At 68.0% G+C, this 20,916-nt stretch carries 16 protein-coding genes; 8 read left to right on the top strand and 8 right to left on the bottom strand.

Annotated features, from left to right (window positions below; genetic code table 11):
- Positions 1-2 precede the first annotated feature (2 nt).
- Both radA and AP428_RS07775 read left to right on the top strand, forming a co-directional pair.
- Positions 3-1,379 carry a DNA repair protein RadA gene (gene radA, locus AP428_RS07780; RefSeq protein ID WP_006488230.1) on the top strand — a complete coding sequence of 459 codons (1,377 nt, stop codon included), beginning with the start codon at positions 3-5 and terminating at the stop codon, positions 1,377-1,379.
- A gap of 149 nt (positions 1,380-1,528) precedes the next feature.
- Positions 1,529-1,795, top strand: a complete 267-nt coding sequence (locus tag AP428_RS07775) for a DUF2866 domain-containing protein (RefSeq protein WP_006488228.1) — start codon at positions 1,529-1,531, stop codon at positions 1,793-1,795.
- A 194-nt stretch (positions 1,796-1,989) separates the two neighbouring features.
- On the opposite strand, the gene AP428_RS07770 is transcribed toward AP428_RS07775, so the two are convergent.
- Positions 1,990-3,921 (bottom strand): ATP-binding cassette domain-containing protein, encoded by a 1,932-nt coding sequence (locus AP428_RS07770; RefSeq protein WP_006478473.1) that lies wholly within the window; start codon positions 3,919-3,921, stop codon positions 1,990-1,992.
- 135 nt (positions 3,922-4,056) lie between these two features.
- Between AP428_RS07770 and AP428_RS07765 the strand changes: the two genes are divergently transcribed.
- Positions 4,057-4,536: a glutathione peroxidase gene (locus AP428_RS07765; RefSeq protein WP_011549528.1), complete on the top strand. Its 480-nt coding sequence runs from the start codon at positions 4,057-4,059 to the stop codon at positions 4,534-4,536.
- A gap of 63 nt (positions 4,537-4,599) precedes the next feature.
- Here the strand turns inward: AP428_RS07765 and cls are convergent, their stop codons facing one another.
- The 6 genes from cls to dapC form a co-directional block, all read right to left on the bottom strand.
- Positions 4,600-6,039: a cardiolipin synthase gene (gene cls / locus AP428_RS07760; protein ID WP_054927934.1), complete on the bottom strand. Its 1,440-nt coding sequence runs from the start codon at positions 6,037-6,039 to the stop codon at positions 4,600-4,602.
- 131 nt (positions 6,040-6,170) lie between these two features.
- Positions 6,171-7,079, bottom strand: a complete 909-nt coding sequence (gene prmB, locus AP428_RS07755; protein ID WP_011549530.1) for a 50S ribosomal protein L3 N(5)-glutamine methyltransferase — start codon at positions 7,077-7,079, stop codon at positions 6,171-6,173.
- Between the two features lie 11 nt (positions 7,080-7,090).
- Complete coding sequence (gene dapE, locus AP428_RS07750) at positions 7,091-8,230, bottom strand: succinyl-diaminopimelate desuccinylase (protein WP_054927933.1); 1,140 nt, start codon at positions 8,228-8,230, stop codon at positions 7,091-7,093.
- 87 nt (positions 8,231-8,317) lie between these two features.
- Positions 8,318-8,686, bottom strand: coding sequence for an ArsC family reductase (locus tag AP428_RS07745; protein WP_006478478.1), 369 nt, complete (start codon positions 8,684-8,686; stop codon positions 8,318-8,320).
- The gene (dapD, locus tag AP428_RS07740) at positions 8,686-9,513 is read right to left on the bottom strand and encodes a 2,3,4,5-tetrahydropyridine-2,6-dicarboxylate N-succinyltransferase (RefSeq protein ID WP_006478479.1); all 828 of its coding nucleotides are present in this window, start codon (positions 9,511-9,513) and stop codon (positions 8,686-8,688) included. Before dapD ends, AP428_RS07745 begins: the two co-directional genes overlap by 1 nt.
- Before the next feature lie 45 nt (positions 9,514-9,558).
- Complete coding sequence (gene dapC / locus AP428_RS07735; protein WP_011549532.1) at positions 9,559-10,791, bottom strand: succinyldiaminopimelate transaminase; 1,233 nt, start codon at positions 10,789-10,791, stop codon at positions 9,559-9,561.
- Positions 10,792-10,949: 158 nt separating this feature from the next.
- Here dapC and AP428_RS07730 point away from each other — a divergent pair, with 158 nt between their 5' ends.
- The 5 genes from AP428_RS07730 (at position 10,950) to def (ending at position 19,688) form a co-directional block, all read left to right on the top strand.
- The gene (locus tag AP428_RS07730) at positions 10,950-11,891 is read left to right on the top strand and encodes a DMT family transporter (RefSeq protein WP_054927932.1); all 942 of its coding nucleotides are present in this window, start codon (positions 10,950-10,952) and stop codon (positions 11,889-11,891) included.
- Positions 11,892-12,030: 139 nt separating this feature from the next.
- The gene (gene smc / locus AP428_RS07725; protein ID WP_027813234.1) at positions 12,031-15,543 is read left to right on the top strand and encodes a chromosome segregation protein SMC; all 3,513 of its coding nucleotides are present in this window, start codon (positions 12,031-12,033) and stop codon (positions 15,541-15,543) included.
- An 85-nt stretch (positions 15,544-15,628) separates the two neighbouring features.
- On the top strand, positions 15,629-16,918 hold the full coding sequence (locus AP428_RS07720; RefSeq protein WP_054927931.1) for a cell division protein ZipA C-terminal FtsZ-binding domain-containing protein: 1,290 nt from the start codon (positions 15,629-15,631) through the stop codon (positions 16,916-16,918).
- Positions 16,919-17,082: 164 nt separating this feature from the next.
- Entirely contained in the window at positions 17,083-19,158 is a 2,076-nt protein-coding gene (gene ligA / locus AP428_RS07715; protein WP_011694312.1) for an NAD-dependent DNA ligase LigA, read from the top strand.
- Positions 19,155-19,688 (top strand): peptide deformylase, encoded by a 534-nt coding sequence (def, locus tag AP428_RS07710; RefSeq protein ID WP_006478485.1) that lies wholly within the window; start codon positions 19,155-19,157, stop codon positions 19,686-19,688. The genes ligA and def overlap by 4 nt, the downstream gene beginning before the upstream one ends.
- A gap of 79 nt (positions 19,689-19,767) precedes the next feature.
- On the opposite strand, the gene AP428_RS07705 is transcribed toward def, so the two are convergent.
- On the bottom strand, positions 19,768-20,916 hold a 1,149-nt coding region (locus AP428_RS07705), incomplete at its 5' end, for a pseudouridine synthase (RefSeq protein WP_197285587.1).

The raw sequence follows: 20,916 nt of genomic DNA, 5'->3' as shown, positions 1-20,916 counted from the left end.
GCGTGGCCAAACAGAAAACCGTTTACGTCTGCAGCGAGTGCGGCGGACAGACCCCGAAGTGGCAGGGCCAGTGCCCGTCGTGCCAGGCCTGGAACACGCTCGTCGAATCGGTCGCCGAGTCGCCGGCCGCCCATCGGTTCCAGTCGCTCGCGAAGCGGGCGCCGGTGCAGCGGCTCGCCGACATCGAGGCCGCCGACGTGCCGCGCTTCTCCACCGGCATCGGCGAATTCGACCGCGTGCTGGGCGGCGGGCTGGTGCCCGGCGGTGTCGTGCTGATCGGCGGCGATCCGGGCATCGGCAAGTCGACGCTGCTGCTGCAGTCGCTCGCGGATATCGCGAGCGAGCGGCGCGCCCTCTATATCAGCGGCGAGGAATCGGCCGCGCAGATCGCGTTGCGCGCGCAACGGCTCGCGTTGCTCGACGGCGGTGCGCCGGCGGCCGAACTGAAGCTGCTCGCCGAGATCCAGCTCGAGAAGATCCAGGCCGCGATCGATACCGAGCGGCCGGACGTGGCCGTCATCGACTCGATCCAGACCGTCTATTCGGACGCGCTCACGTCGGCGCCGGGCTCGGTCGCGCAGGTGCGCGAATGCGCGGCGCAGCTCACGCGCATCGCGAAACAGTCGGGCACCGCGATCATCATGGTCGGGCACGTGACGAAGGAGGGCAATCTGGCCGGCCCGCGCGTGCTCGAGCACATCGTCGACACGGTGCTGTACTTCGAAGGCGACACGCATTCGTCGTTCCGGCTCGTGCGCGCGTTCAAGAACCGCTTCGGCGCGGTCAACGAGCTCGGCGTGTTCGCAATGACCGAGCGCGGGCTGCGCGGTGTGGCCAACCCGTCCGCGCTGTTCCTGTCGCAGCACGAGCAGGTCGTGCCCGGTTCGTGCGTGCTCGTCACGCAGGAAGGCACGCGGCCGCTGCTCGTCGAAATCCAGGCGCTCGTCGATACGGCGCACGTGCCGAATCCGCGCCGGCTCGCGGTCGGCCTCGAGCAGAACCGGCTCGCGATGCTGCTCGCGGTGCTGCACCGCCACGCGGGCATCGCGGCCTTCGACCAGGACGTGTTCCTCAATGCGGTGGGCGGGGTGAAGATCACCGAGCCGGCCGCCGACCTCGCGGTGCTGCTCGCGATTCACTCGTCGATGCGCAACAAGGCGCTGCCGAAAGGGCTGATCGTGTTCGGCGAGGTGGGGCTGGCGGGCGAGATCCGGCCGTCCCCGCGCGGGCAGGAACGGCTGCGCGAAGCGGCGAAGCTCGGCTTCACGTCCGCGCTGATCCCGAAGGCGAATGCGCCGAAACAGCCGATCGAAGGGCTGAACGTGATGGCCGTCGAGCGGCTCGAGCAGGCGATCGACCGCGTGCGCGATCTCGAATGAGCGGGCGGGGCCCTGGCAGGGGCCGTAGCGGGCCGGACGATCTGTCGCGTAATTCGCTGTAAAGAATATGTAGGCTGATGTAACCCGCCGGACATCGCTTTTCCCTATCCTTTGCCGGATTGTCGAACCGCGCAATGCGAAGGGAACCTATGTTGAAATCGTACGGGGAAGCGCCTGGCGGACGCCTTTACAACCTGCGCGGCTGCCGCGTGTCGGAGCCGATTCGCCAGCCGTGGGGCGGTGGATGCCGGATCGTCGAATGGATCGACGAAGAAGGGCGGCTGGCGCGCAAGGTCGTGTCCGAGGACGTGACGGAAGCCGAAGTCGCCGCTGCGATCCGCCGGCCGATCAAGGGGCGCCGGCACTTGATGGGCGATGACGAGCAGATGCCGCGCGACACGCTGCCGCGCCGCTGAGTGGGGGGGCGCGGCCGACATACGGGCCGATGCAACCCCGCCAAACGCAGCAATGACGACGAGGCCGGGCCCGGGCGCCCGGCCTCGTCGTTTCCGGGTTCGGTGCGGCGGGGCGGATTCGTGGCTCGTCGACGCCCCGACGCGCCGCGTCTCCGATGAAGCGAACCGCGGCTGACGGCGCGCCGGGGCCGTGTTTAACCGATCTGCTCGAGTTCTTCCTGCACGGCGAGCCAGTCCGCCTCGACCGTTTCGAGCCGGGTATTGACCTCGCCGAGCTTGCGGATCGCGTCGGTCAGTTCCGTCTTGCGCGCGGCTTCGTAGCTCGCCGGATCGGCGACGAACGCGTCGAGGCGCGCCTTCTCGGCGTGCAGTGCTTCCATTTCCTTCTCGAGCTTCGTGATGCGGTTCTGCAGCGGCTTCTTCAACTGGGACAGCCGTTGGCGTTCCTCGGCCGCCTGACGCTTCTGATCCTTGCGGTTGACGCCCGGATCGGCGCCCGCGGCTGCCGCGCTGTCGGCTTTCGCGGCCGCGCGCTGCTCGGCCGCGTGCTGCAGCAGCCAGTCGCGGTAGTCGTCGAGGTCGCCATCGAACGGCTGCAGCCGGTGCTTCGCGACCAGCATGAACTGATCGGTCGTCGCGCGCAGCAGGTGACGATCGTGCGACACGAGGATCAGCGTGCCTTCGAATTGCGCGAGCGCCATCGTCAGCGCGTGGCGCGTTTCGAGGTCGAGGTGGTTCGTCGGTTCGTCGAGCAGCAGCAGGTTCGGCTTCTGCCAGATGATTAGCGCCAGCGCGAGGCGGGCTTTTTCGCCGCCCGAGAACGGCCCGACCGGGCTGGTCGCCATGTCGCCCGAGAAATTGAAGCCGCCGAGGAAGTCGCGCAGTTCCTGCTCGCGCGTGTCGGGCGCAAGCCGTGCCAGATGCGCGAGCGGCGAATCGTCTTCGCGCAGCGTTTCGAGCTGGTGCTGCGCGAAATAGCCGATCGTCAGCCCCTTGCCGTCGCGCACGTGCCCCGACAGCGGCGCGAGCGTGCCGGCCAGTGTCTTGATCAGCGTCGACTTGCCCTGGCCGTTGGCGCCCAACAGGCCGATACGCTGGCCGTTCTGGATCGACAGCGCGACGCGCTCGACGATCGGGATGTCCGTTCCGTCGTCGGCGTGGTAGCCGCAGCGGACGTCCTCCATCACCATCATCGGGTTCGGCGCGGCATCGGGCGTGCGGAATTCGAACGTGAACGGCGACGCGATGTGCGCGGGCGCGATCAGCTCCATCTTCTCGAGCGCCTTCATCCGGCTTTGCGCCTGCTTGGCCTTGGTCGCCTTGGCCTTGAAGCGGTCGACGAAGCTCTGCAGATGCTCGATCGTCTTCTGCTGCTTCTCGTACGCGCTTTGCTGCAGCGCCAGTTGCTGAGCGCGTAATACTTCGAACTGCGAGTAGTTGCCGCCGTAGCGCTTCACCTGGCGGTTTTCCAGATGCAGCGTGACGTTGCAGATCGAATCGAGGAATTCGCGGTCGTGCGAAATCACGACGAGCGTGCCGGGGTAGCGATGTAGCCAGTCTTCGAGCCAGACGATCGCGTCGAGGTCGAGGTGGTTCGTCGGTTCGTCGAGCAGCAGCAGGTCGGAGCGGCACATCAGCGCCTGCGCGAGGTTCAGGCGCATGCGCCAGCCGCCGGAGAAGCTCGCGACGGATTCGCGCGTTTGCGCGAGCGTGAAGCCCAGGCCGAGCAGTAGCGCTTCGGCGCGGGCCGGCGCGGTGTAGCCGTCGGCATCGGCGAATGCCGCGTGCGCGTCGGCTTCGGCGGCGCCGTCATGCGCGGCCGACGCGGCGGCGATGCGTGCCTCGATCTCGCGTAGCGCGGTATCGCCGTCGAGCGTGTAGTCGAGCGCCGAGCGGTCGACCGCGGGCGTTTCCTGCGACACGTGGGCGATCCGCCACGACGGCGGCATCGAGAAATCGCCTCCGTCGGAATGCAGCTCGCCGCGCAGGACGGAAAACAGCGTCGACTTGCCGGCGCCGTTCGCGCCGATCAGGCCGGCTTTCTCGCCGGGATTGAGCACGAACGAGGTCGACTCGAACAGCGGCTTGGTGCCGCGCGCAAGGCTGAACTGATTGAAACGGATCACGGCGGAAATGACTGGCCAAAACCGCTATTCTAGACCGCGCGCCGGTTGCGCCGGGCATCGGCCGTTCGGCGGATGCCGCAACGGCGCAATTTCGCCTAGACTCCACGTCGATCGGTTTCGTAAAAGGAGTGCCCGATGTCTACCCTGTATTCGTTCAGCGCAGAGACGCTCGCCGGTGCGCCGGTATCGCTCGACGCGTATCGCGGCAAGGTGCTGCTGATCGTCAATACCGCGAGCGAGTGCGGTTTCACGCCGCAGTACGCGGGTCTGCAGAAGCTGTACGACCAGTACGCGGCGCGCGGTTTCTTCGTGCTCGGCTTCCCGTGCAACCAGTTCGGCAAGCAGGAGCCGGGCGACGCCGCGCAGATCGGTGCATTCTGCGAGCGCAACTACGGCGTCACGTTTCCGATGTTCGCGAAGATCGACGTGAAGGGCGACCATGCGCATCCGCTGTATCGCTACCTGACCGACGAGGCGCCCGGCATTCTCGGCCTCAAGGCGATCAAGTGGAATTTCACGAAATTCCTGATCGACCGCGAAGGGCGCATCGTCAAGCGCTACGCGCCGTCCACCAAGCCCGATGAAATCGCAGCGGACATCGACAAGCTGCTGTGACGGCGATGCGCGGCGTGCGCCGCGCCGGTGCGGATGGTGCGGGCGCGGCTGTCGTCGCGGCCGTTACAGGATCGGGGCGAACAACCGCGCGACGTGCATCGCGATGCGCCGCCAGGCAGGTGAGTGCCGGTATTCGTCCGCATCCACCTCGTACGCCTGCGCGAAGTCGGCATCGAGCATCGTCTCGACTTCGCCGGCGAACGCGCGATCGACGGTCATGACCATGACCTCGAAATTGAGGCGGAACGAACGGTTATCGAGATTCGCGCTGCCGACCGCCGCCGCGATGCGGTCGATCAGCACGACCTTCTGGTGCAGGAAGCCGGGCCGGTAGCGGAACACCTTCACGCCCGCATCGACGAGGTCGCGCGCGTAAAGCTTCGATGCCTCGAACACCACATAGTGATCGCGCCGGCTCGGGATCAGGATGCGTACGTCGACGCCGCGCATCACGGCGAGTTTCAGCGCGGAGACCACGGCTTCGTCGGGAACGAGGTACGGCGTGGTGATCCAGACCCGCTCGCGGGCGGCGTTGATCGATTCGACGAAGAACAGCGAGCCGGTTTCCTGCTTGTCGGCCGGCCCCATCGGCACCGCGAGGCAATGCATGCCGTCGCCGGGCTGCGCGGGCGGCGGCAGCGCGATGGGCGGCAGTTTCTGCGTCGCCCAGTGCCAGTCTTCGGCGAACACGTACTGGATGCTCGCCACCACGGGGCCGCGGATCTCGATGTGGGTGTCGCGCCATGGCGACAGGCGCGGCTTCGCACCGAGATATTCGACACCGACGTTGTGGCCGCCGACGAACGCGCGATTGCCGTCGACGACGACGATCTTGCGATGGTTGCGGAAGTTCAGCTGGAAGCGATTGACGAATTTCCGGTTGGTCGCGAACGGATGGACCTCGACGCCACCGCGGCGCAATGCGTCGACGTAGCTGTGCGGCAGGTCGAAGCTGCCGATGCTGTCGTACAGCAGGCAGCAGCGTACGCCGGCGGCCGCGCGCGCGAGCAGCGAGTCGCGCAGCATCCGGCCGAGCGCATCGTCGCGCACGATGAAGAACTGGACGAGCACGTAGTCGCGCGCGGCGTCGATCGCCGACAGGATGGCCGAGAACGTCGCGTCGCCGTTCACGAGCGTGCGTACCGAATTGCCGCCGAGGAACGGCATGCCGCCGAGCCGCGTGAGCGCGAGCACGGCAGCCTGCCCCAGCGCGTCGGCGGCCGGCCCGTCGGTCGCATCGGTTGCGCGCCATGGCGCACGCGGTGTGTGTGTGCGCAACATTTCCAGCTCGTGGCGCCGGGCGTCGACGTAGCCCGAGAATTTGCTGCGGCCGAGGAACAGGTATGGAACGAGCGTCAGGTACGGCATGGCCGTGAGCGAGACGGCCCACGCGATCGCGCCTTGCGACGTGCGCGTGTTCATGATCGCGTGGCACGCCGCGACGATCCCGAGCACATGGATGGTCAGGATCAGGGTGCCGAGATGTAGCCAGTCGAGGGTCATGGGCGCTTAAAGGACTCCTGCGGGACACCCGATGGGACTCCCGAAGTCGTGCGGCCGGGCGGCCGCCTACGCGCATCTTACCCAACCGTGCGGCGCAACGGGGCGCCGCACGGCGGGTGGGCCGGCAACGCTCAGCCCTTGCGGGGCAGGTCCGACGCCTGGATCAGGAACACGGCGTCATCGCCCGCGCTGGTGGGCAGCCACGTGAGCTCGAGGCCGCCGAATGCCGCTTCGACGTGCTCGCGCTCGTTGCCGATCTCGACGACGAGCACGCCGTCGTCATGCAGCCAGCGGTGCGCTTCGGCGACGATGCGTCGCACGATGTCCATCCCGTCGTCGCCGCCGGCGAGCGCCATCTCCGGCTCGTGCCGGTATTCGGGCGGCAGCGCGGCCATCGACGCGGCATTCACGTACGGCGGGTTCGTCAGGATCACGTCGTAGCGCGAGTCGGGATCGGTGCGGAACGCGGGCAGCGGTGCGTAGAGGTCGCCGCGGTGCAGCCCGATGCGGTCTTCGAGGCCGTAGTCGCGCACGTTGATTTCCGCGACTTCGAGCGCCTTGTCCGACAGGTCGACCGCGTCGATCTCGGCATTCGGGAACGCGCTTGCCGCGAGGATCGCGAGGCAGCCGGAGCCGGTGCACAGTTCGAGCACCGCGCCGACCTGCTCGGGATCGGCGACATACGGCTGCAGCCCGTCGTCGAGCAGTTCGCCGATGAACGAGCGCGGCACGATCACGCGTTCGTCGACGTAGAAGCGGTGGCCATGCATCCACGCTTCATGCGTGAGGTACGCGGCCGGCACGCGGTCGGCCGCGCGTCGTTCGATCACCGCGAGCACGGCCGCGATTTCGTCGGGCAAGAGGCGCGCGTCCATGAACGGCTCGAGCGTGTCAAGCGGCAGGTCAAGCGTGTGCAGCACGAGGTAGGCCGCTTCATCGTACGCGTTGTCGGAACCATGACCGAACGCGAGCTTCGCTTTCGAGAAGCGCGTGACCGCGTAGCGCAGCAGGTCGCGGACTGTGGCAAAAGGTGTCGTCATGCGAGGCTCCGTCAGGCGATCAGTTGTTCGAGCACGCGTCGGTACACGTTCTTCAGCGGGTCGACGAAGCGCACTTCGATGTGCTCGTCGATCTTGTGGATGCTGCCGTTCGGCGGGCCGAACTCGATCACCTGCGGGCAGATGCGCGCGATGAAGCGGCCGTCCGACGTGCCGCCCGTCGTCGACAGCTCGGTCGTGATGCCGGTCTCGGTGCGGATCGCGTGTTCCAGCGCGCCCGACAGTTCGCCGCGCGGCGTGAGGAACGGCAGGCCGCTCACCGACCACTTCAGCGTGTATTCGAGGCCGTGCTTGTCGAGGATCGCGTGCACGCGGGCCTGCAGGCCTTCGACGGTGCTCGCGGTCGAGAAGCGGAAGTTGAACAGCAGGTCGGCGTGGCCGGGGATCACGTTGGTCGCGCCGGTGCCGGCGTGCAGGTTTGACACCTGCCAGGTGGTCGGCGGGAAGTATTCGTTGCCGGCGTCCCATTGCTCGGCGGCGAGCTCGGCGAGCGCCGGCGCGAGCAGGTGGATCGGGTTCTTCGCGAGGTGCGGATAGGCAATGTGGCCTTGCACGCCCTTGATGACCAGTTCGCCGGACATCGACCCGCGGCGGCCGTTCTTGACGACGTCGCCGAGCTCGGCCGTCGACGTCGGCTCGCCGACGATGCAGTAGTCGAGCCGCTCGCCGCGTGCCTGCAGCAGCTCGACGACCTTCACGGTGCCGTCGGTGGCCGGGCCTTCCTCGTCGCTCGTGATCAGGAACGCGATCGTGCCGCGGTGGTCCGGATGCGCCGCGACGAATTCCTCGGAGGCGACGACGAACGCCGCGAGCGATGTCTTCATGTCGGCCGCGCCGCGGCCGTACAGCTTGCCGTCGCGATGGGCGGGGACGAACGGCGGCGAGGTCCACTGTTCGAGCGGGCCGGTCGGCACGACGTCGGTGTGGCCCGCGAACGCGAGCAGCTTGCCGTCGCGGCCGTCGGTGCCACGCTTGACGGCCCACAGGTTGGTCACGCCGTGCGACGCGATGGTCTCGCATTCGAAGCCGAGCGCGGCGAGGCGCTCGGTCATGATCTGCTGGCAGTGCTGGTCGTCGGGCGTCACGGACGCGCGGGCGATCAGCTGTTCGGTAAGGGCTAGGGTGGCGGACATGGTTCGGACCACTTTCGATAAAAAATGCCGGCACGGGGGCCGGCAGCGACAGGGCGTCGGGCGGCGCCCGTGGGCGCAGCGGTAACCCTATGCGGCAAACAGCGCCGCGTATTGATCGGCCACGAAGCCGAGCGATTTCACACGGCCGTTGACGACGAGCACGGGGCGCTTGATGACCGACGGCTTGTGGATCATCAGTGCGACCGCGCCGGTCTTCGTTTCGGCAGCCGCCTTCATCGCGTCGTCCAGGCCGCGCCACGTGGTGCCGCGCTTGTTCACGAGCGCGTCGAGCGACACGTCCTTCAGCCAGTCTTCGATCAGCGGCGCGCTGACGCCGAGCTTCTTGAAATCGTGGAACTCGAATTCGACGCCGTGATCGTCGAGCCATACGCGGGCCTTCTTCACGGTGTCGCAGTTCGGAATGCCGTAGACGACCACGGTGTGCGGCTTTGCCATCAGTCGCCTCGCAGCAGCTCGTTCAGGCCGACCTTCGCACGCGTCTTCGCGTCGACCTTCTTGACGATCACCGCGCAGTACAGGCTGTGCGAGCCGTCCTTCGACGGCAGGTTGCCGGCGACGACGACCGAGCCGGCCGGGATGCGGCCGTAGCTGACTTCGCCCGTCTCGCGATCGTAGATCTTCGTGCTCTGGCCGAGGTACACGCCCATCGAGATCACCGAGTTTTCCTCGACGATCACGCCTTCGACGACTTCCGAGCGCGCGCCGATGAAGCAGTTGTCTTCGATGATGACCGGGTTCGCCTGCAGCGGCTCGAGCACGCCGCCGATACCGACGCCGCCCGACAGGTGCACGTTCTTGCCGATCTGCGCGCACGAACCGACCGTGGCCCACGTGTCGACCATCGTGCCTTCGTCGACGTACGCGCCGATGTTGGTGTACGACGGCATCAGCACGACGTTCTTCGCGATGAACGAGCCGCGGCGCGCGATGGCCGGCGGGACGACGCGGAAGCCGCCCGCGGCGAAGTCTTCGGCCGTGTAGTTCGCGAACTTCGACGGCACCTTGTCGTAGAACTGCGAGTAGCCGCCGGCCGGCATCGGCGCGTTGTCCTCCAGGCGGAACGACAGCAGCACGGCCTTCTTCAGCCACTGGTGGACCGTCCAGTTGCCGTCGATTTTCTCGGCGACGCGCAGTGCACCCTTGTCGAGCTGCTCGATCGCGTGAGCGACGGCTTCGCGGACGTCCGCGGGCGCGGCCTTCGGCGACAGCTCGGCGCGGTTTTCCCAGGCGGTATCGATGATTTGCTGAAGTTGTTGCGACATGTTCGTTTTCGCAGGAGATGGATGGAATTGATCGGGATGGACGTCTTACCGCGCGAGAGCGCGGCAGAAATCGACGATGCGTTGCGCGCCCTCGACGCATTCGGGGGTGCCCGCGACGAGCGCGATCCGGATGAAATCGCGGCCCGGGTTCGTGCCGTGCGCATCGCGCGCCAGGTACGAGCCGGGCAGAACCGTCACATTATAGTCGGCGTACAGGCGGCGGGCGAACTCGGTGTCCGACAGGCCGGTGCGCGACACGTTGGCCCACAGGTAGAACGCGGCGTCGGGCAGCTTCACGTCGATCACGTCGGCGAGCATCGGCGTGACCGTGTTGAACTTCTGCAGGTACAGCGCGCGGTTCTCGCGCACGTGCGCCTCGTCGTTCCATGCGGCGATGCTCGCGTGCTGCCAGACCGGCGACAGCGCGGCGCCGTGGTACGTGCGGTACAGCAGGAATTTCTTGAGCAGCGCGGCGTCGCCGGCGACGAAGCCCGAGCGCATGCCCGGCACGTTCGAGCGCTTCGACAGGCTCGACAGCATCACGAGCCGCTCGAAGCCGCGGCCGAGGCGGTGCGCGGCCTCGAGGCCGCCGAGCGGCGGCGCCGCTTCGTCGAAATAGATCTCGGAATAGCACTCGTCGGACGCGATCACGAAACCGTGACGGTCCGACAGCGCGAACAGCTCGCGCCAGTCGTCGAGCGTCAGCACGGCGCCCGTCGGGTTGCCGGGCGAGCACACGTACAGCAGCTGCGTGCGCGCCCACACGTCGTCGGGCACGGCCGCGTAGTCGCACGCGAAGTTGCGGGCCGGGTCGCTGTTCGCGAAATAGGGTTCGGCACCGGCGAGCAGCGCCGCGCCTTCGTAAATTTGATAGAAAGGATTCGGACAGAGTACGATCGCCTTCTTGCCGTCCGCGGACGGCCGTGCATCGATCACCGTCTGCGCGAGCGAGAACAGCGCTTCGCGCGAGCCCGACACCGGCAGCACCTGTGTGGCCGGATCGATCGCCGGCAGCCCGTAGCGGCGCTCGAGCCAGTGCGCGATCGACGTGCGCAGCGCGTCCGAGCCGGCCGTGGCCGGATACGACGCGAGCCCGTCGAGCGCGGCCACCACGGCGTCGCGGATCAGCGCCGGCGTCGCGTGTTTGGGCTCGCCGATGCCGAAGCTGATCGGTTTGAGGTCGCCGGAAGGCGTCACGTCCTTGAACAGGGCGCGCAGCTTTTCGAAGGGATAGGGCTGGAGCGAGTCGAGTCGAGGGTTCACGGGCGAAGCGGCCATCGCGGCCGGTTGGAGCGAAAGAAGCGGCGGGCGCGCCGCGCGGCTGCGAACGGGCGCCGGGGCGCGCGGCTCGCAACGGACGATTATAGCGTGACGCAATGCGGTCACGGCCTGCCGGAACGGCGGCCGGGCCGGTCGAATAAAGGGTGTCGAACCAAATGAACAACGCGGTACGCGGCAGCCTGCCGACGCTGGCCATCCTGATCGGCGCGTCGGTATGGGGCCTGATCTGGTATCCGCTGCGGATTCTCGCGTCGCTCGGCGTGACGGGCACGCTGGCCAGCGCGCTGACGAGCCTCGTCGCCTTCCTGTTCGTGGTCGTCGCGCGGCACCGCACGATCGCGACGCTGCGCTGGCACTGGGTGCTGCCGGGCATCGCGGTGACGGCCGGCGTGACGAATCTCGGGTTCGTATGGGGCACGATCCACGGCGAGGTGCTGCGCGTGATGCTGCTGTTCTACCTGACGCCGGCCTGGACCGCCATCTACGCACACTTCCTGCTGCGCGAGCGGCTGACCTGGGCCGGCGCGGGGCTCGCGGCGCTGTCGATCGGCGGCGCGATGCTGATGCTGTGGTCGCCGGCGCTCGGCTTGCCGCTGCCGGCCAACCCGGCCGAATGGGCCGGTCTCGCGGCCGGGCTGAGCTTCGCGATGAGCAACGTGCTGGTGATCAAGGCGAGCCGCGAGCTGCCCGACATGCGCGCGGAAATGCGCACCGCGACGCTGTTCGGCGGCGCGGCCGTGTTCGGCGCGATCGCGTCGCTGTTCGAAGGGCTGCCGGCCGCGCCGGCGAGCGGCCAACTGGGCGTGGCCGCACTGATCATCGCGGCGATTGGCGTGACGATGGCGTCGAACAACCTGCTCGTGCAGTACGGTCTCGCGCGCGTGCCGGCGAACCGCGCGTCGATCATCATGCTGTTCGAGATCGTGATCACCGCGCTGTCGGCGTGGGTGTTCGCGAACGAGCTGCCGAGCGCGCGCGAGTGGGCGGGCGGCGCGTGCATCATGCTCGCGACGTTGCTGTCGAGCCGGGTCCATCGTGCCGCGCCGGCACCGGACAAACCCGGCGACGGTCGGGACGGCACACGCGCGATGGTATGATGGAAGCCGTTTGCGGGGCCCAACGCTGGATGCGCGCGGCCCCGTTTTTGAATTCCGGGGCGCGTGGCGCGCAGGGGCTCTCCGGCCCCGCGCCGTGCGGCCCCGTCCGTTTCACACCTTCTTCACATCCGATACCGCCGTGCGTCTGAGCTCGATCAAACTCGCTGGCTTCAAATCCTTCGTCGATCCCACGCATTTCCAGGTTCCGGGCCAGCTTGTCGGCGTGGTCGGCCCGAACGGATGCGGCAAGTCCAACATCATCGATGCCGTGCGCTGGGTGCTCGGCGAGTCGCGTGCCTCCGAGCTGCGCGGCGAGTCGATGCAGGACGTGATCTTCAACGGTTCGACCGCCCGCAAGCCCGGCAGCCGGGCCAGCGTCGAACTGATCTTCGACAACTCCGACGGCCGCGCGGCCGGGCAGTGGGGCCAGTACGGCGAAATCGCCGTGAAGCGCGTGCTGACGCGCGACGGCACGTCGAGCTACTACATCAACAACCTGCCGGCGCGCCGCCGCGACATTCAGGACATCTTCCTCGGCACCGGCCTCGGGCCGCGTGCATACGCGATCATCGGGCAGGGCATGATCGCGCGGATCATCGAGGCGAAGCCGGAAGAGCTGCGCGTGTTCCTCGAGGAAGCCGCCGGCGTGTCGAAGTACAAGGAACGCCGCCGCGAAACCGAGAACCGCCTGCACGACACGCGCGAGAACCTGACGCGCGTCGAGGACATTGTCCGCGAACTCGGCGCGAACCTCGAAAAGCTCGAGGCGCAGGCGGTGGTCGCGACCAAGTACAAGGAACTCGTCGCCGACGGCGAGGAGAAGCAGCGCCTGTTGTGGCTGCTGCGCAAGAACGAGGCCGCCGGCGAGCAGCAGAAGCAGCAGCGCGCGATCGAACAGGCGCAGATCGACCTCGAGGCGCAGACGGCGAAACTGCGCGAAGTCGAGGCGCAGCTCGAGACGCTGCGGGTCGCGCACTATTCGGCGAGCGACGCGATGCAGGGCGCGCAGGGCGCGCTCTACGAGGCGAACGCCGAGGTGAGCCGCCTCGAAGCCGAGATCAAGTTCATCGTCGAATCGCGTAATCGCGTGCAGGCGCAGATCGCCGCGCTGAACGCGCAGCGCGAGCAGTGGCGCGCGCAGGCCGAGAAGTCGCAGGACGAGCTCGAGGAAGCCGAAGAGGCGCGCGCGATGGCCGACGAGAAGGCCGCGCTCGCCGAAGACAACGCGGCCGCGAAGCACGACGCGCTGCCGGCGCTCGAAGCGAAGTGGCGCGACGCGCAGGCGCAGCTCAACGACGAGCGCGCGCGGATCGCGCAGACGGAGCAGTCGCTGAAGCTCGAGGCCGCGCACCAGCGCAACGCCGATCAGCAGCTCCAGCAGCTTCAGCAGCGTCACGAGCGCCTGAAGAGCGAAGCGGGCGGGCTCGACGCGCCGGACGAAACGCAGCTCGAAGAGCTGCGCATGCAGTTGGCCGAGCAGGAAGAGATTCTCGCTGAAGCGCAGGCGCGCCTCGCCGACGCGCAGGAAACGGTGCCGCGCCTCGACGGCGAGCGCCGCGCCGCGCAGGAGCGCGTGCAGGCCGAAGCCGCGCAGATCCACCAGCTCGAAGCGCGCCTCGCCGCGCTGAAGCAGTTGCAGGAAAACGTGCAGACCGAAGGCAAGATCCAGCCGTGGCTCGACAAGCACGAGCTCGGCGCGCTGCCGCGTCTGTGGAAGAAGCTGCACGTCGAGGCCGGCTGGGAAGCGGCGCTCGAGGCCGTGCTGCGCGAGCGTCTTGCCGCGCTCGAAGTATCGAATCTCGACTGGGTGAAGGCATTCGCGACCGATGCGCCGCCCGCGAAGCTCGCGTTCTACGCGCCGCCCGCGGCCGGCGAGCCGCCCGCCGCGGTGGCCGGGCTGCGGCCGGTGCTGTCGCTCGTGCGCATCGACGACGCGGGCATCCGCGCGGTGCTGAACGACTGGCTCGGCAACGTGTACGTGGCCGACGACGTCGCGCAGGCGCTCGCGACGCGCACGCAGTTGCCGGCAGGCGGCGCGTTCGTCGTCAAGGCCGGCCATATCGTCACGCGCGTCGGCGTGCAGCTGTACGCCGCCGATTCGGAGCAGGCCGGGATGCTGGCCCGCCAGCAGGAAATCGAAAACCTGGCGCGCCAGGTGCGGGCGCAGGCGCTGCTCGCCGACGAGGCGCGCACGGCTGCCGTGCGGGCGGAAGCCGCACACACGCAGGCTACGCAGGCGCTCGGCGACGTGCGCGCGCAGGCCGAACGCGCGACGCAGCGCGTGCATGCGCTGCAGATGGACGTGCTCAAGCTCGCCCAGGCGCACGAACGCTATACGCAGCGCAGCACGCAGATCCGCGAGGAACTCGAGGAAATCGGCGCGCAGATCGAAGAGCAGCGTGCATTGCGCGCGGAGTCGGAAGCGAATTTCGAGCGCTTCGACGGCGAGCTCGCCGAACTGCAGGCGCGCTTCGAGGACAACCAGCTCGCGTTCGAGTCGCTCGACGAATCGCTGACGCAGGCGCGTCAGGAAGCACGCGACCTGGAGCGCGGCGCGAACGACGCGCGCTTCGCCGCCCGCAACGCGGTGACCCGGATCGACGAGCTCAAGCGCACGATCCAGGTCGCGCACGAGCAGAGCGAGCGCGTCGCCGCGTCGCTGGAAGACGCGCGCGCCGAACTCGAGACGATCAACGAGCAAACCGCGCACACGGGCCTGCAGGACGCGCTCGAGATTCGCGCGGCGAAGGAAGAAGCGCTGCAGGCCGCGCGGATCGAGCTCGACGACCTGACCGCGAAGCTGCGCGCGTCGGACGAGCAGCGGCTCGTCGCCGAGCGTTCGCTGCAGCCGCTGCGCGACCGCATCACCGAACTGCAGCTGAAGGAGCAGGCCGCGCGCCTGGCCGTCGAGCAGTTCGCCGAGCAGCTCGCAGCCGCCGAGGTCGACGAAACCGCGCTGGCCGCGAAGCTGACGCCGGATCTCAAGCCGTCGTACCTGCAGGGCGAAGTCACGCGCCTGAACAACGCGATCAACGCGCTCGGCCCGGTGAACATGGCCGCGCTCGACGAGCTAAAGGCCGCGAGCGAGCGCAAGGTGTTCCTCGACGCGCAATCGGCCGACCTGATCGACGCGATCACGACGCTCGAGGACGCGATCCACAAGATCGACCAGGAAACCCGCACGCTGCTGCAGGGCACCTTCGACGAGGTCAACCGTCATTTCAGCGACCTGTTCCCGCGCCTGTTCGGCGGCGGCCAGGCGAAGCTGATCATGACGGGCGACGAGATTCTCGATGCCGGCGTGCAGGTGATGGCGCAGCCGCCGGGCAAGAAGAACGCGACGATTCACCTGCTGTCGGGCGGCGAGAAGGCGCTGACCGCGACCGCGCTCGTGTTCGCGATGTTCCAGCTGAACCCGGCGCCGTTCTGTCTGCTCGACGAGGTCGACGCGCCGCTGGACGATGCGAACACCGAGCGTTTCGCGAATCTCGTGCGCGCGATGTCGGACAAGACGCAGTTCCTGTTCATCTCGCACAACAAGATCGCGATGGAAATGGCACAGCAGCTGATCGGCGTGACGATGCAGGAGCAGGGCGTGTCGCGGATCGTGGCGGTGGACATGGAAACCGCCGCGGGTTTTGCCCAGAATTGACGTTTGACGAAACCGGACCGCGTTCGCGCGGCGCACGAGCGCCCGTTCGCGGTCCCGACGAAAAAGAATTGCTGATGGAGCGTGCATGGACGAGTTGACACTCGGTTTGATCGGCGCGGGCGCCGTCGTGGTGGGCGGCGTCGTGGTCTACAACGCATGGCAGGGCGCGAAAGTGCGGCGCAGGATGCCGCGCCCGATGCCGGAGGAAGCGGCCGAGGCGATGAACCGCCCCGAGCGCGACGAAGAGTTGCCGTTCATCGAACCGGTGCGTCAGCCGGTGCGCCGCGAGCCCGCGGCACCGGTCGCGGCGGCGCCGGCGGCTGCGGCCGACGCCGCGCGCGTCGAGCCGACGTTCGGCGGGGCCGCCGGCGGCGCGGCGCCGGCCGATACGCCGGCCGACCTGCAGGCCGAGGCGACGGGTGTCGACACGTCGGCCGAATCGACCGAACCGGTTGCCGGTGAAGAAGCCGTGCCCGCCGCCGCACACGAAGCGGCGGCCGAACAGGCCGAGCCGACCGAACCGGTGATGCCGGCCGCGACGACGGTCTCGTCGGCGCCGCCTGCGATCGTCGACCGCCGGATCGACTGCATCGTGCCGATCCGCCTCAACGGCCCGCTGCCGGGCGACAAGATCCTGCCGGTCGCGCAGCGGCTGCGCCGCGCGGGCAGCAAGCCCGTGCACATCGAAGGCAAGCCGGAAGGCGGCCAGTGGGAGCTGCTGCAGAACGGCGTGCGCTACGAAGAGCTGCGCGCGGCTGCCCAGCTTGCGAACCGCAGCGGCGCGCTGAACGAGCTCGAATTCTCCGAATTCGTGACGGGCGTCCAGCAGTTCGCGGACGCGATCGACGGCGCGCCGGAATTCCCGGACATGATGGAAACGGTCGCGATGGCGCGCGAGCTCGACGCGTTTGCCGCGCAGTGCGACGCGCAACTGTCGATCAACGTGATGTCGGACGGTGCGCCGTGGTCGGCGAACTACGTGCAGGCGGTCGCGTCGCAGGACGGCCTGCTGCTGTCGCGCGACGGCACGCGCTTCGTGAAGCTCGACGCGAAGCAGAACCCGGTATTCATGCTGCAGTTCGGCGACACCAACTTCCTGCGCGACGATCTGACGTACAAGGGCGGCAACATGATCACGCTGGTGCTCGACGTGCCGGTGGCGGAAGAGGACATCCTGCCGTTCCGGCTGATGTGCGATTACGCGAAGTCGCTGTCCGAGCGGATCGGCGCACGCGTCGTCGACGATTCGCGCCGGCCGCTGCCGGAGTCGACGCTGGTCGCGATCGACCAGCAACTGATGAAGCTGTACGCGAAGCTCGAGGAAGCCGGCATCCCGGCCGGTTCGCCGATCACGCGTCGCCTCTTCAGCCAGTAACGCGATGGCCCGGACGGCGGTGTTTGGCGCCGTCGTCCGTCGCTGCGGCGCGCCCTGTTTCGTGTGCGCTGCAGCACGTCATCCGGCCCGCATTGCGTACCCCGCCGCGGCGTCAAACTGAGATAATCGGGCATCCGATTTTTCAGAACGACTCTGCCGCCAGCATGGCCCGAACCCAAGCCGAACCGCCAGCCAGCCAGCCCGACGCGCGCGCCGCGTGGCTGCGCGACCAACTCGAGCGGGCGAACTACGCCTATTACGTGCTCGACCAGCCGGATCTGCCCGACGCCGAATACGACCGGCTGTTCCGCGAGTTGCAGCAGCTCGAAACCGACCATCCCGAACTCGTGACGCCCGATTCGCCGACGCAGCGCGTCGGCGGCGAAGCGGCCGGCGGTTTCACGCCGGTCGTCCACGATGCGCCGATGCTGTCGCTGAACAACGGCTTCGCCGACGAGGACATCGTCGCGTTCGACAAGCGCGTCGCCGACGCGCTCGCCAAGACGACCGATCTCGCCGGCTCGGTGACCGACCCCGTCGAATATGCGTGCGAACTGAAGTTCGACGGCCTGGCGATCTCGCTGCGCTACGAGCAAGGCGTGTTCGTGCAGGCCGCGACGCGCGGCGACGGGACGACGGGCGAGGACGTGACCGAGAACGTGCGCACGATCCGCTCGATTCCGCTGAAGCTGAAGGGCAAGCACGTGCCGGCGGTGCTCGACGTACGCGGCGAGGTGCTGATGTTCAAGCGCGATTTCGCACGCCTGAACGAACGCCAGCGCGCGGCCGAGCAGCGCGAATTCGCGAACCCGCGCAACGCGGCGGCCGGCAGCCTGCGCCAGCTCGACTCGAAGATCACCGCGCAGCGGCCGCTGTCGTTCTTCGCGTACGGGATCGGCGTGCTCGACGGGATGCCGATGCCCGACACGCACAGCGCGCTGCTCGACTGGTACGAGTCGCTCGGCCTGCCGGTGAATCGCGAGCGCGCGGTCGTGCACGGCGCCGAAGGCTTGCTCGACTTCTTCCGCAAGGTCGGCGAGAAGCGCGAGTCGCTGCCGTACGACATCGACGGCGTCGTCTACAAGGTCAACCGGCGCGACGAGCAGGAGCGGCTCGGCTTCGTGTCGCGTGCGCCGCGCTTCGCGCTTGCGCACAAGTTCCCCGCGCAGGAAGCGCTGACGAAGCTCGTCGCGATCGACGTGCAGGTCGGCCGCACCGGTGCGATCACGCCGGTCGCGCGTCTTGAGCCGGTGTTCGTCGGCGGCGCGACCGTGACCAATGCGACGCTGCACAACGAGGACGAGGTGCGTCGCAAGGACATCCGGATCGGCGACACCGTGATCGTGCGGCGCGCGGGCGACGTGATTCCGGAAGTCGTCGGCGCGCTGCTCGACCGGCGCCCGGCGGATGCGGCCGAATTCGTGATGCCGACCGAATGCCCGGTGTGCGGCTCGAAGATCGAGCGCCTGCCGGACGAGGCGATCGCGCGCTGCACGGGCGGGCTGTTCTGCCCGGCGCAGCGCAAGCAGGCGCTATGGCATTTCGCGCAACGCCGCGCGCTCGACATCGATGGCCTCGGCGAGAAGATCATCGACCAGCTCGTCGAGCTGAATCTGGTGCGCACGCCGGCCGACCTGTTCAATCTGGGCTTCGCGACGCTGGCCGAACTCGACCGGTTCGCCGAGAAGTCCGCGCAGAACCTGATCGATTCGCTCGAGAAGGCCAAGCATACGACGCTCGCGCGCTTCATCTACGGGCTCGGCATCCGCCATGTCGGCGAATCGACCGCGAAGGATCTCGCGAAGCATTTCGGCTCGCTGACGCCGATCATGGACGCGTCGATCGAGGAACTGCTCGAAGTGAACGACGTCGGGCCGATCGTCGCCGAGTCGCTCCACCAGTTCTTCGCGGAGGAGCACAACCGGACCGTGATCGAGCAGTTGCGCGCGCCGGGCAAGGTCACGTGGCCCGAAGGGCCGCCCGCGCCGAAGGCGCCGCAGGGCGTGCTGGCCGGCAAGACGGTCGTGCTGACGGGCACGCTGCCGAATCTCACGCGCGATGCGGCGAAGGAGATGCTCGAAGCGGCGGGCGCCAAGGTGGCCGGTTCGGTATCGAAGAAGACGGATTACGTGGTCGCGGGCGCCGAAGCCGGCAGCAAGCTCGCGAAGGCCGAGGAACTCGGCATCCCCGTGCTGGACGAAGACGGTCTGCACCAACTCCTGGAGGGCAATACGCCATGATTCGCGAGATCCTGAAGATGGGCGATCCGCGCCTGCTCGAAATCGCCCAGCCGGTCGAGCGGTTCGATACACCCGAGCTGCACGAGATCGTCGCGGACATGTTCGAGACGATGCACCACGCGAACGGCGCGGGGCTGGCCGCGCCGCAGATCGGCATCGGGCTGCAGATCATCATCTTCGGCTTCGGCAACAACAACCGCTACCCGGATGCGCCGCCGGTGCCGGAGACCGTGCTGATCAACCCGAAGGTCGAGTACCTGCCGCCGGAGATGGAAGAGGGCTGGGAAGGCTGCCTGTCGGTGCCGGGCATGCGCGGCGTCGTCAGCCGCTACGCGAAGGTGCGCTACAGCGGCTTCGACCAGTTCGGCCAGAAGATCGACCGAGTCGCCGAGGGGTTCCATGCGCGTGTGGTCCAGCATGAGTACGATCACCTGATCGGCAAGCTGTATCCGATGCGGATCACCGATTTCACGCGCTTCGGTTTCACCGAGGTGCTGTTCCCCGGGCTCGATCCGGCCGACGACGACTGATCATCCGCGCTTCCGCGAAAAAGAAAAAGCCCGCTTGAGCGGGCTTTTTCATTGGGTCGCGCGCCGGGTGCGCTTGAGGTCAGAACGTCTCGTCGGCGGACAGATAGCGCCATTGGCCTTGCGGCAGCGCGCCGAGCATCACGCGACCCATGCGCACGCGTTTCAGGCCGATCACGTCGAGGCCGACCAGTTCGCACATGCGGCGGATCTGGCGCTTCTTGCCTTCGCGCAGCACGAAGCGCAACTGCTCGCCGTTCTGCCAGCTCACCAGCGCGGGCTTCAGCGCGACGCCGTCGAGCTCGAGGCCGTGGCGCAGCTTCGCGAGCGATTCCGCCGGGAAGTGCTGGTCGATGTCGATCAGTCGCTCGCCGAAGCGCACGCGCACCAGGTATTCCTTGTCGATGTCCGACTGTTCGCCGATCAACTGCTTCGCGATCACGCCGTTCTGCGTCAGCACGAGCAGGCCGGTGGAGTCGATGTCGAGACGGCCGGCCGGTGCGAGTGCATGCAGGTGTTGCGGGGAGAAGCGCACCGGCGAATGGTCGCCGCTCCAGCGGTTCGCGCGCGTGATCAGCACGGCCGCGGGCTCGTAGCCGTCTTCCGCCTGACCCGACACGTAGCCGACCGGCTTGTGCAGCAGGATCGTCACTTGGGCGGCCTGCGCGGCGCTCGCACGCTCGTCGATCTCGATCTTCTGGTCGGCGCGCACCTTGGTGCCGAGCGTGTCGATGCGTTCGCCGTCGACGAGCACCCAGCCCTTCTCGATCCATTCGTCGGCTTCGCGGCGCGAGCACATGCCGAGTTCGGACATCCGCTTCGACAGGCGCATCAGGCCCGTTTCGTCGCCGTAGTCGACGTCGGCCGCCGCGCGCTTGACGGGTTGCGCGGTCTTCACCGCGCCGAACGAACGGCGCTCGCCGTCGCGCGCGGGGCGGGTCGGACGGTCGCCGAAGCTGCGCTTCGCGCCGTCGCCGGCGGGCTTGTCGCGGTAGGACGGGCGCTTGCTGTCGTCGCCACCTGCTGCACGGCGCGGACGCGTGTCGTCATCACGGCGGGGCGGGCGATCGGACGACGGACGGCGGTCGCCATAGCTGCGTTTCGTACCTTCGCCGGCCGCGTTGTCGCGATAGGACGGGCGCTTGCCTTCTTCAGCACCCGCACGGCGCGGACGCGTATCGTCATCGCGGCGAGCCGGTCGATCGGAAGACGTACGCCGATCGCCGAAGCT

Source organism: Burkholderia sp. E168m22 (assembly GCF_001319805.1).
GTDB classification, from domain to species: Bacteria; Pseudomonadota; Gammaproteobacteria; order Burkholderiales; family Burkholderiaceae; genus Burkholderia; species Burkholderia orbicola.
Note: the sequence above shows the minus strand (reverse complement) of the source record. Positions and strands in the feature narration are given on the sequence as shown.